Below are 11838 nucleotides of genomic sequence, written 5' to 3' on the forward strand. Positions count from 1 at the left end.
TTCAGCCCGACGAACTCCGGGCCCATCTGGACCTTGGCCTTGATCCACTCCGGCTTGCGCTCCACCGGAACCGCAGCATTGCGCTGCTCGATCCGCAGCATCTTCCGGCCTTCAGGTGCCAATGTCACAGTAGAGCTCCTTCAGGGCTCGAAACCAATGCTTCTTCATGTTTGCGGAATTCCGCTACGAACCGGTCCGCAATATCGGCGGGAGTGATTTCCCGGCCCGTTTCCAGGGACATGGTGGTCACCCCGGCGTCGGTGATGCCGCAGGCAATGATCTGCCCGTATGGTGCCAGGTCATTGCTGCAGTTGATCGCCACGCCGTGCATGGTGACTCCGTTGAGCACGCGGATGCCGATGGCCGCGATCTTGCGGTCCGGGCCCTTGGCGTCGGCCTTGATCCACACACCGGCCCGCCCCTTGATGCGCTCGGCCTTGATGCCGTAGTCCGCCATGACGGTGATCATGATCTCTTCAAGGCGCTCCACGTAATCCCGGATGCCGGAGCGGTTTTTCAGCTTCAGGATGGGGTAGGCGACCAGTTGTCCCGGCCCATGCCAGGTGAGCTTGCCGCCGCGGTCCACCGGAACCACCGGTGTGCCGTCAAACGGGCGCTCATGGTCCTCTGTCAGCTTGCCGGCCGTGTAGACGGCGGCGTGCTCCAAAAGCAGGACTGTGCTGGGGGCAACTCCGGCGACTACGTTGTCATGGAGTTCGCGCTGGGCATCCCAGCCTTCCATGTAATCAACGAAGTCGGGGGCAAGACCCAGCTGTGAAAACTCAAGAGTCATGGCATCCAGCTTAGACCCCGTAGCCGCGCGGGCCGGCTTTAGTGTCCAAGCTCACCGTCGTCCCCATTGTGACTGCGCTACCAGGGCTGTGGATAACTTCTGCAGCCGGCCGGGAACTCGGCTAGACATGGACCATGGATGATGCACAGGCGCCTGAGGTCCCCGGTTACGACGTCGGCCGGCTGCTGGGGCGGGGGAGCAGCGCGGACGTGTGGCTGGCCAGGCAACAGCGGACCGGGAGGGACGTCGCGCTCAAGTGCTTCCGCACTGCCGGCAGCAGGATGCGGGGCAGCGTGGCCAACACGGAGGAGGAGATGCGGCGGGAGATTCGCATCCTTTCGGTCCTGGACCACCAGCACCTGATCAGGGCCCGCGATGCCGTCCGCCTCGGGGAGCCCGGTGGAGGCACGGCGTTAACCATGGACTACGCTGCCGGCGGTTCCCTGGCACAGCTGGTCGCCGCCCGCGGCAGGCTCACTGTGGGGGAGACCGTCACCGTACTGACTCCCATCGCGCAGGCTTTGGGCTACCTTCACGGCAAAGGGTTTACCCACTCGGACGTATCTCCGGGGAACGTGCTGTTCACCGGGCAGGGAAAGCCCATGCTGTCAGACGTCGGCGTTGCCCGAATGCTGGGCGATCCTGGCTGTCCAGGAACGGCAGGAACGGCCGGTTTCCTTGACCCGTCCCCGGTCGATGCCGTGCGTGCCGGGCTGCAGCCTGAACGCGACGTTTACTCCGCTGCCGCACTTGGGTGGTACTGCCTGACAGGTGCTGCACCGGGACGCACCGCCGACCGCCCGCCGCTGTCACTCCTTGTTCCCGGCGTCCCAAGGGAACTGGCAGCAGCCCTGGAAGCAGGGCTGAACGAGGACCGGCGGCTGCGCCCCAACGCACTGGCATTGGCCACGGCTGTGTACCGCAGTGCAGACCCGCAGCCGGTGGACCTCTCCGACGCTGTCCACCCCACCGTCCTGCCCGAGCTGCTCACACGGCGCCGCGCCGCCCCTGAAACAAAGGGCGCCGGTCTCCGGACGAAACTCCGGGCTCTTCGCCGCCGCCTGGCGACGACCCGCTGGAGCGCCTTGTCCTTCACCCAGTCATCCGCCAAGCCGCCTGCTGGCCGGTCCAAACGGGGATCCATGTGGCAACAGCTGCCGTTGGCCCAAAAGAAAGCCGCCCTTGTCGCGCACTCGAAACCTACTGCCGGGTCCGTCACCCCGCCCGGGAAGCGTGCTGTCGCACCCGCCGTCCGGCAAGGCAAACATGCCGGCGGACCCGTAGCCGGCCGGAGGGCGGGGATACTGGCGCGTGCCCTCCTGCCCGCCATTGCCGCAGCGGCCGCCGCAATGTGGTGGCTGTCAGCCGCCGGACATCCGCCGTGGCCAGGAGCCGCCACAGCCGGTTCGCTGCCGGCAGCTGCACGTCCAGCCGAAGCTGCTGGGGACGGCGGAACACGAGCCCTTGCACCGGTTGATGGCGCCAGACAGGATGCCCTTGCGGCTGATCCCGCCGTTGCTGTGCAGGGCCTCGCCGCGCTGCGGGACCACGCATTCAGCAGCGGCCGGCTTGAGCTGCTTGCGGAGGTGAACGCGCCAGGTTCCGCAGCAGCTGCCGCCGATGAGCGCATCGCAGCGCAGCTCCGGCCAACGGGGGACCGCCTGGCCGGCTTCACCAGCACCCTCGCCGAGGTGGCGGCGGAAGTGGGTGCGACCCAGGACCATGCTGTCGTCAAGGTGGTAGCCGCCACCTCCGGCTACAGCACCGTCAATGAAGAGAACACGGTGCTTGCCACGGGGGCGCCCAGCCCGCCGCAGCCGCTTCGGTTGGTCCTTGTCTCCGTGGACGGCCAGTGGCGGGTCAGCGACATCCTTGCCGCAGAGTGAAGCAGGAGCGGCGGACCTGCACCAGCAGCGGAACGCAGCCCGGATAAGACAATGTGTGGCGGAAGGAGTCCCGGCGATTTCCGGCCGCCGGTAGATGCAGCTAGGCGGAGCCGTCCTTGGCGACTACCCAGCGCGCAGCATCCTCGAGGCTCCCGTGCTGCCACCGGAAGCCTGCGGATGCCAGCACTGCCGGTTCCATCCGCTGGCTGTGCAGCAGGAGCTCCTCGCCCAGCCCCGGCATCACCGTGCGCAGCACAGGGGCGGGAACCCGCAGCATGGCCGGCCGGTGCAGGGCACGGGCCAGCGCCGCGACGATCGTGTTGACGTCGGCCTGCTCAGGGGCGGTCACATTGACCGGACCGGAGACCGGAGAGTCCAGGAGGAAGAGGAAGGCGGCGCAAACATCAGGAAGGGTGACCCAGGGCCAGAACTGGTGTCCGTTGCCGAAGGGACCGCCAAGGCCCAGCCGCAGCAACGGGAGCAGCTTTCCCAGCGCTCCGCCGGAACGGCTGAAGACCACTCCCGTGCGGGGCAGCACCACGCGCACGCCTGCAGGTGCCGCCAGTGCCGCCTGCTCCCACTCGACGCAGATTTGGGCCAAGGTGCTGGAACCTGCAGGCGCGTCCTCGCGCAGGACCGTGTTGCCGGCGTCGCCATAGTAGCCGGACGCCGACTGGCTGATGAAGGTTGCCGGTGGCGTATCCATTTGCGCCATGGCCTGCACCAAAGTCCTCGTGGGGCCCAAACGAGAGCTGAACAGCTCCTCCACCCGCTTCCGCGTCCAGGGCCTGTCGCCGATGCCGGCACCGGACAGGTTGACCACGGCGTCAGCACCGGCAAGCGCCGAGGGGTCCAGGACACCGGCCGCCGGATCCCAGCGGACTTCGCCTGCACCGGCAGGTGGCCGCCGGACCAGGGCCACTACGGAGTGGCCGGCATCGCGGAAGGCTGCGGACATGGAGGTGCCGATGAGCCCGGAGGCGCCGGCGATGACAATGTGCATGGTCCATCACACCACGCCAGCGCGGGTTGTGTACCTCCCGCTCGGCAGGGGAGGGGTTGACTATGATCAAACGATGACCTCTTCGAGCTACTTCCGTTTCCCGCATTTGCACGGCGATCTGGTCACTTTCGTGGCCGAGGACGACGTGTGGATTGCGCCCCTGGACGGCGGCCGTGCCTGGCGCGTCTCATCGCTCCAGCTGCCTGCCCGCAACCCGCGCTTCACCCCCGACGGCAAGCGGCTGGTGTGGACCGTAGTGCAGGGAACGGCCCCGGAGGTGGTGTCGGCAGAGGTCGACGGCGGCGGGTACCGGCAGCTCACGTACTTTGGCCACAGCACCACAAAGGTCAAGGGATTCACCACCGGCGGCGCCGTGGTGGTCACCAGCGCATTCCGCCAGGCTGAAAGCCGGCACACCCACGCCTACAGCGTTCCCCTCGAGGGCGGCTGGGCGCAGGAACTTCCCTACGGCCCCGTGGAGTCAGTGGCGTACGGACCTGAAGTAGGCGATGAACGCCCGGTGGTGCTGGCAAGTGTGCTGTCCCGGGAACCGGCATGGTGGAAGCGCTACCGCGGCGGCACGGCCGGGAAGCTGTGGATCGACCGCGACGGCAACGGTGAGTTCGAGCGCCTCCTGCCCGACCTCGACGGCAACCTCACCGACCCGCTTTGGATCGACGGCCGGATCGCCTTCCTGTCCGACCACGAGGGCTACGGCAATCTGTATTCGGTGCTTCCCGACGGAAAAGACCTGCGCCGGCACACCGACCACCAGGACTTCTACGTCCGGCACGCCGCCACCGACGGCAAGCGGGTCATCTTCGAGTCCGCCGGTGAACTCTGGGTGCTCCGGGACCTGGATTCGGAAGCGGAAAAGCTGGACATCACGCTCGGCTCCGCCTCCCAGACCAGGCGTCCTGCCCTCCTCGACGCAGTCAAGCACCTGGGCGCGGTAGCGCCGGATACCACGGGCGCCGCCAGCGCGGTGGAATCGCATGGGACGATTTCCTGGCTGCGGCACAAGGACGGGCCGTCCCGGATCATTGAGGCCACGCCGGGAGTCCGGGGCCGGCTGCCCAGGCCCCTCGGTGACGGCCGGATCGCCTACATCGCCGATCATGGCGGTGTTGAGGCCATCCACATCAAGGACATTGCCGCGCCCGTCCCGCACACCGCTGCGCAGGTGACGGCAGGGAGCGGCAACGGCGGAAGCGCTGCCGCCTCCGAAACCTCCGATTCCCCGGACACGGAACAGGCGGGCGCTGAGGGAGCGGAAGCTGTCAGCCTGCCCCAGCCCGTTCCGGCATCAGGGGCCGCGGTGCTGGCGGGGAGCTCTGCGCATGTTCCCGCGGACGATGAGCAGCAGGCCGATGTTGCGCCCCAGGACACGGCCCCTGCCGCGGAGGCCGAGTCACCCGCGACGGAGGCGGGCATCACTGTTCCCACACCGTCGCGCGCCAGCTCCCTTGAGCCCAGCCCGGACGGCCGGTGGATCGCCCTCGGTACATCCTTCGGCGACGTGTACGTGGTGGACACCCGCAGCGGCGACCTCAGCCAGGTGGCGAGCATCGGGGAAGGCAGTATTTCCGAGCTGGCATGGTCGGCGGACTCCCGCTGGCTGGCGTGGTCCGAACCCGTCACGTCCTTTGGCTCGCGCAGCCGGCTGCGCCTGGCCACGGTGGAGCAGCTCGACGCCGACCCGGTGGACGTCACCGACGGGCGTTTCCGCGACGCCTCACCGGCCTTCACTCCGGACGGCAAATTCCTTGCCTTCCTGTCCAACCGCAGCTTCGATCCGGTGTACGACGGGCATTCCTTTGACCTTTCCTTCCCCAGCCCCATCAAGCCGTACCTGGTGGCACTCGCCGCTGAGACGCCGTCGCCCTTTGGCCCTTCGGTTGATCCTGCGGGCGGGGAGCAGGAGGCGGACGCGCAGGGCACGGACAAGAACGAAGCGGGCGACAGCACGGTACCTGCCGTCCAGGTGGATGCGGAGGGCCTGGCGCACCGCGTGATTGGCGTTCCGGTTCCGCAGGGCAACTACAGCTCGCTGGACGCTGTTGACGGCGCGCTCCTCTGGCTCGACTCCGTCCTGTCCGGTGTCACCGGTGATGGAAAGGCCAGCCAGGAGGACAAGGACGCCCGTCCCAGCCTGGTCCGCTACGACATTGCCAGGCGCAAGCAGACCACGCTGGTGGATGCCGTGGACAGCTACCGGCTGACCGGGGACCGCAGCAAGGTGGTGCTGGTTTCCGACAAGCAGGTGACAGTGGTCCCTTCGGACGCCAAGGCCGACGAAGAGTCGGGCAAGCTGGTCAAGGTCGACCTGGGCCGGATCCGCGTCCTGCTGAATCCGCTCAGCGTTTGGGGACAGGCATTTGATGAAGCCTGGCGGCTGCAGCGCGACTTCTTCTGGACCGAGGACATGGCCGGGCAGGACTGGGAATCCATCCACGCCCGCTACCGCCCCATCGTGGAACGGCTGGGTTCGCATGACGACCTGGTTGACCTGCTGTGGGAACTGCACGGCGAGCTGGGGACATCCCACGCCTACGTGCGCCCCGCTGCCGTGACCGAGCGCGGCAGCCGCGGACAGGGCCGGCTCGGCGCCGACCTCGCGCACACCGCCAACGGCTGGGAAATTACCCGGATCCTGGCGGGCGAGTCCTCCGATCCGCTGGCCACCTCACCGCTCACCAGGCCCGGCGTCGGCGCCAAAGCAGGGGACATCCTGCTGGCCATCGATGGTGTCCCGCTGTCCGAAAGCACCACCCCCGCCATGCAGCTGGTGGGAGCGGCGGGCCGCGCGGTGGAGTTGACCCTCCTCAACGGTCCGGGGCACGGTGGTGCTGAGGGCACCCAGCGCCGCGTCGCCGTCGTGCCCGTCAAGGATGAAGAGCGCCTGCGCTACCAGGAATGGGTTGCCGGCAACCGGCGGACCGTCCGCGAGGCCTCCAACGGAACCTTCGGCTACCTGCACATCCCGGACATGATGGCCAACGGCTGGGCGCAGCTGCACCGCGACCTCGACACCGAAACAGCGCTGGACGGCCTGATCGTCGACGTGCGCCGCAACCGTGGCGGCCACACGTCGCAGCTTGTCGCGGAACTGATCGGCCGCAAGGTAACCGGGTGGAGCATGCCGCGCGGGGAGAAGCCGCGCACGTACCCGCACCATGCGCCGAGGGGGCCGGTGATCATCCTTGCGGACGAGTTTGCCGGATCCGACGGCGACATCATCACCCAGGTGTCAAAGCTGAGGGGCATCGGGCCGGTCATTGGCACGCGCACCTGGGGCGGTGTGGTGGGCATCGACAACAGGTTTGCGCTGGCGGACGGCACCGGAGTCACCCAGCCGCGCTATGCCAACTGGTTCAGCGGCGGCGTTGGCTGGAGCGTGGAGAACTACGGCGTTGACCCGGACATCGAGGTGACCTACCCGCCTCACGCCTACGCAGCCGGCCGCGATCCGCAGCTGGAATACGGCATTGGGGCGCTCAAGGAGATGATCCAGGAACTGCCCACGGACCGGCCGCCGGCCCGCTCGGGCTACCGCAAGCTGTTGCCTTCGCCGCTGCCGGCCCGCCCGCAGGGACGCTAGGAACAACAAAGGCCCTGTCCTTCCGGTTTCCGGAAGGACAGGGCCTTTTGCGTTGCTCTGGGCCGGGTGGGCCCGGGACTGCTAGGACTGCAGCGTGGCGTCGAGGGTGATCTCGATGCCGGCCAGGGCCTGTGACACCGGGCAGCCCTTCTTGGCGGCCTCGGCAATGCGCTGGAAGTCTTTCTCGGAGATGCCGGGGATGCGCGCGACGAGGGTCAGGTGGCTGCCCGTGATGCCGGTGCCGGGCTGGAAGCCAACCTCCGACTTGGTGTTGACCTCATCCGGCGTGAAGCCCGCCTGGCTCAGTTCGTGGCTGAAGGCCATGGAGAAACATGCCGAGTGGGCGGCTGCGATCAGCTCTTCCGGGCTGGTCTTTCCGCCGGCGGCCTCGGTGCGCGCCTTCCAGGTGACATCGAAGGTGCCCAGGCCCGAGCTGTCCAGGGTGGTGTTGCCCGAGCCCTCGGTCAGGCTTCCGGTCCATACGGTGTGGGCGTTGCGTGTTGTAGCCATGTCTCTCCTCAACGTCGGTTCGATCCGGGTCCGGCAGCGTGGCCGGCCCACCGTTTCCCATCCTAGGGATCAGGTTCCCCCGGTGCACGGATTGTCCGCTCTCAGAGGATTATGACCGGCACCCCGGCGTCGGTGTTACTGCCAGATGGTGGCGATGGCGATGTTGAGCAGGGCCAGGCCGCCGACGCCGTGGGCGAGTCCGGTGGAAACGGGCTGCCCGTTCTTGACCTTGCGCGAGCCGATGATGGCCAGGACGGCAACCACGATGGCGATGACGAACTTGATGCCCAGCTTGGCGTAGTTGGGGTCCTTGTCCGGCAGGAACGGAAGGATGCCCATCATGGCGATGCCGGTGAGCAGTTGCAGGAAGGCGCCGTCACGCTGGCGCGGGTGCACGGTGGGGGTCCGCATCGTGGCGATCCAGTAGCCCACGATCATGGCCGCGCCCACCACATGCAGGAAAACCAGGATGTTGAAGAGAATAGTCATGGCTCCAGCTTAGCCAGTCATTTCTACCGTCTGTAGCAAAGCCGCGCAGGCCGGCGCATAGCCGGCTGCCTGTTAAACTGCGACGGCGGCGCGCACCGCAGGTGGTCGTCCCACCGTTGGCGCCCGCCGCCGTCGTTCGTGGCTGGCTGCTAGAGTCCCAGGTCCGCTTCGAACGCGCCTTCTTCGAGGCGTGCCTTCAGGGTCTGGAGGAACCGGCCTGCGTCCGCGCCGTCCACCAGGCGGTGGTCGTACGTCAGGGACAGGTACATCATGGAGCGGATGGCGATCGAGTCGTCACCGTTTTCGTCAGCAACCACCACGGGGCGCTTGACGATGGCGCCGGTGCCCAGGATGCCAACCTGCGGCTGGTTGATGATCGGGGTGTCGAACAGCGCGCCCACCGAACCGATGTTGGTGATGCTGAACGTGCCGCCGGACAGTTCGTCCGGACCGATCTTGCCGTCGCGGGTGCGGGAAGCAACGTCGGCGATCTTGCCGGCCAGGCCGGCAAGGTTCAGGTTGCCGGCGTCCGCGATGACCGGAACAAGGAGGCCCTTGTCCGTGTCGACAGCGATCGCCAGGTGCTCGGCGTTGTGGTAGGTGATCTCCTGCTTTTCCTCGTCGTAGGCAGCGTTGAGCTTGGGGTGCTGCTTGAGGGCCTCGGCAACGGCCTTGGCGATGAAGGGCAGGAAGGTCAGCTTGGTGCCATTCTGGGCCTGGAACGAGTTCTTGGCACGGGCACGCAGCTTGGCGACCTTGGTCATGTCCACTTCGTGGACCTGGGTCAGCTGGGTGGAGATTTCCAGCGACTCGCGCATGCGCCGGGCGATGACCTGGCGGATGCGGGGAGCCTTTTGGGTGGTGCCGCGCAGCGACGAGGCTGCTGCGCCGGATGGAGCCGGGGCGGAGGCGGCAGGGGCTGCTGCCGGAGCCGCAGCGGGTGCGGCCTTGGCCTCGGCGGCGGCGATGACATCCTGCTTGCGGATGCGGCCACCAACACCGGTGCCGGAGAGGCTGGAGATGTCCACGCCGTGCTGGTTGGCCAGCTTGCGGACCAGGGGAGTGACGTAGCCGGACTCGGATCCGCCGGCCGGTGCTGCTTCCTGGGCTGCCGGAGCAGCAGGAGCCTGGGCGGCGGGAGCCGGGGCAGCCTGGGGTGCAGCCTGCTCGGGGGCCTGCTGGGCAGGAACGGCCTGGGCGGGAGCGGTCTGCGCAGGAGCGGACTCTGCCGGAGCGGGCTTGGGGGCTTCCTGCTGGGGAGCGGCGGGTGCAGCCTGCGGAGCTGCGGCAGCGGGAGCGCCCGAGCCAATGACGGCGAGTACGGAGCCAACCTCGGCGGTCTCGTCCTCGTTGACGCGGATTTCCTGCAGGGTGCCGGCGACGGGAGACGGGATCTCGGTGTCTACCTTGTCGGTGGAAACTTCCAGCAACGGCTCGTCCACCTCGACGGAGTCGCCGACGGCCTTGAGCCAGCGGGTGACGGTGCCTTCGGTGACGCTTTCACCAAGTGCGGGGAGGGTGACCTCGTGGCTTTCGCCGCCGCCGGCAGCGGGTGCTTCTGCGGCAGGTGCCTCCTGCGCGGGAGCTGCTTCAGCCGGTGCTTCCTGTGCGGGAGCGGCTGCAGGTGCCTCTTCGGCGGGAGCAGCAGCGGGGGCTTCTTCTGCGGGGGCAGAACCGCCGCCGGAGCCGTCACCGATGCGCACCAGCGGTGCACCTACCTCGGCGGTCTCATCTTCAGCGACCAGGATTTCTTCAATCACGCCAGCTACAGGAGAGGGGATTTCAGTGTCTACTTTGTCGGTGGAGACTTCGAGCAGCGGCTCGTCCACCTCTACCCGGTCACCTACCTGCTTGAGCCAGCGGGTGACGGTTCCTTCGGTGACACTCTCACCGAGGGCGGGCAAGTTAACGGATTCAGACATGTCGTCCCCGTTCTCCTTATTGATCTTTAGTGCGAATGGTTGCTGCCTTGTTGGAAGCCTAGTGCACCCGGTCTGCGCGACCGGGTGCACCGGGCCTGGTAATGCCGGCGAAAATCAGCCGTGGAGCGGCTTGCCGGCCAGTGCCAGGTGGGCTTCGCCGAGGGCTTCGTTCTGGGTGGGGTGCGCGTGCACCAGCTGTGCCACATCCTCCGGGTAGGCTTCCCAGTTCACGATCAGCTGGGCCTCGCCCACCTGCTCGCCCATGCGGGCGCCGATCATGTGGACGCCCACCACGGGGCCGTCCTTCTGGCGGACCAGCTTGATCAGGCCCGAGGTGCCAAGGATGGAGCTCTTGCCGTTGCCGGCCAGGTTGTACTCCTGGGTCTGCACCTGGTCCTCGCCGAACTTTTCCTTGGCAGCCTTCTCGGTGTAGCCGACGGTGGCGATTTCGGGCTCGGAATAGGTGACCTTGGGGATGTTGATGTCCTCGACCACTACAGGCTTCAGGCCGGCAATTTCCTCGGCCACGAAGATGCCCTGCTGGTAGCCGCGGTGGGCCAGCTGCACACCGGGGACGATGTCACCCACGGCGTAGATGTTGCCTACGCCGGTGTGCAGGCGCTCGTTGGTGATGACGAAGCCGCGGTCGATGGTGACGCCAGCTTCCTCGTAGCCCAGGTTGGCCGTGACGGGGCCACGGCCGACGGCGACCAGCAGCAGGTCCGCTTCGAACGTCTTGCCGTCCACCAGGGTGACCTTGACGCCGTCGTCATTCTGCTCGACGCCCTGGAAGAAAACGCCGGTGGAGAACTTGATGCCGCGCTTCTTGAAGGCACGCTCGAAGTTCTTGATGATCGTGGCGTCCTCGTTGGGAACGAGGGAGGGCAGTCCTTCGACGATGGTCACGTCCACGCCGAACGACTTCCAGACCGAGGCGAACTCGACGCCGATGACGCCGCCGCCCAGGATGATGGCGCTCTTGGGGATGGTGTCCATGGTGAGGGCCTGGTCGGAGGTGATGACCTTGCCGCCGATTTCCAGGCCGGGAAGGGTGCGCGAGTAGGAGCCGGTGGCCAGGACGATGTTCTTGCCCTTGTAGGCGGTGCCGTTCACCACGATTGTGTCGGTGCCCTGCAGCTTGCCTTCACCCTCGATGACGGTGATGCCCTTCTTGGACTTGATCAGACCCTGCAGGCCCTTGTACTTGCCGGCGATGATGCCGTCCTTGTACGCGTTGACGGCGTTGATGTCGATGCCGTCGAGGGTGACGTTCACGCCGTACTTGGCGGAGTCACGGGCGTGGTCGGCCAGCTCTGCGGAGTGCAGCAGGGCCTTGGTGGGGATGCAGCCGTTGTGGAGGCAGGTGCCGCCCAGCTTGGCCTTCTCCACGAGGCCGACGGTGAGGCCGAGCTGTACCGCACGCAGCGCTGCAGCGTACCCGCCGCTGCCGCCACCGAGTACCAGGATGTCGAATTCTTGCGCAGTTGCCTGATCGGCCACTAAAACGCTCCCTCGCGTGAACGATGACGCGATCAGCGCGCATCATCTGGTCTTGGAACTTGCACTGCCGTGATTATGTCAGCAGGGCAACTCTCTTGCATTTGTGACTACCGTGGTTCACCTTAGCGAACCAC

At 67.0% G+C, this 11838-nt stretch carries 8 protein-coding genes and 1 pseudogene; 2 read left to right on the forward strand and 7 right to left on the reverse strand.

Annotated features, from left to right (window positions below; genetic code table 11):
* A pseudogene (locus ACFO0G_RS17395) lies at positions 1-128 on the reverse strand (lipoyl synthase); the annotation flags it as partial.
* A complete protein-coding gene (gene lipB / locus ACFO0G_RS17400; protein WP_286404368.1) occupies positions 125-802 on the reverse strand; it encodes a lipoyl(octanoyl) transferase LipB in 678 nt (225 codons plus the stop codon). The gene lipB and the pseudogene ACFO0G_RS17395, both read right to left, overlap by 4 nt.
* A gap of 125 nt (positions 803-927) precedes the next feature.
* Here lipB and ACFO0G_RS17405 point away from each other — a divergent pair, with 125 nt between their 5' ends.
* The gene (locus tag ACFO0G_RS17405) at positions 928-2679 is read left to right on the forward strand and encodes a serine/threonine-protein kinase (RefSeq protein WP_286403394.1); all 1752 of its coding nucleotides are present in this window, start codon (positions 928-930) and stop codon (positions 2677-2679) included.
* A gap of 100 nt (positions 2680-2779) precedes the next feature.
* Here ACFO0G_RS17405 and ACFO0G_RS17410 read toward each other — a convergent pair whose 3' ends face one another.
* The gene (locus ACFO0G_RS17410) at positions 2780-3682 is read right to left on the reverse strand and encodes a TIGR01777 family oxidoreductase (protein WP_286403396.1); all 903 of its coding nucleotides are present in this window, start codon (positions 3680-3682) and stop codon (positions 2780-2782) included.
* 73 nt (positions 3683-3755) lie between these two features.
* On the opposite strand from ACFO0G_RS17410, the gene ACFO0G_RS17415 reads away from it, so the two are divergent.
* Positions 3756-7283 (forward strand): S41 family peptidase, encoded by a 3528-nt coding sequence (locus tag ACFO0G_RS17415; protein ID WP_286403398.1) that lies wholly within the window; start codon positions 3756-3758, stop codon positions 7281-7283.
* A gap of 81 nt (positions 7284-7364) precedes the next feature.
* Here ACFO0G_RS17415 and ACFO0G_RS17420 read toward each other — a convergent pair whose 3' ends face one another.
* From ACFO0G_RS17420 to lpdA, 4 genes are all read right to left on the reverse strand, one after another.
* Positions 7365-7793, reverse strand: a complete 429-nt coding sequence (locus tag ACFO0G_RS17420; protein ID WP_286403400.1) for an OsmC family protein — start codon at positions 7791-7793, stop codon at positions 7365-7367.
* A gap of 135 nt (positions 7794-7928) precedes the next feature.
* Entirely contained in the window at positions 7929-8282 is a 354-nt protein-coding gene (locus tag ACFO0G_RS17425; RefSeq protein ID WP_286403402.1) for a hypothetical protein, read from the reverse strand.
* Positions 8283-8431: 149 nt separating this feature from the next.
* On the reverse strand, positions 8432-10204 hold the full coding sequence (gene sucB, locus ACFO0G_RS17430) for a 2-oxoglutarate dehydrogenase, E2 component, dihydrolipoamide succinyltransferase (protein ID WP_286403403.1): 1773 nt from the start codon (positions 10202-10204) through the stop codon (positions 8432-8434).
* Between the two features lie 114 nt (positions 10205-10318).
* Entirely contained in the window at positions 10319-11704 is a 1386-nt protein-coding gene (lpdA, locus tag ACFO0G_RS17435; protein ID WP_142134277.1) for a dihydrolipoyl dehydrogenase, read from the reverse strand.
* Positions 11705-11838 lie beyond the last annotated feature (134 nt).

The organism is Arthrobacter sedimenti (assembly GCF_042652025.1).
GTDB classification, from domain to species: Bacteria; Actinomycetota; Actinomycetes; order Actinomycetales; family Micrococcaceae; genus Arthrobacter; species Arthrobacter sedimenti.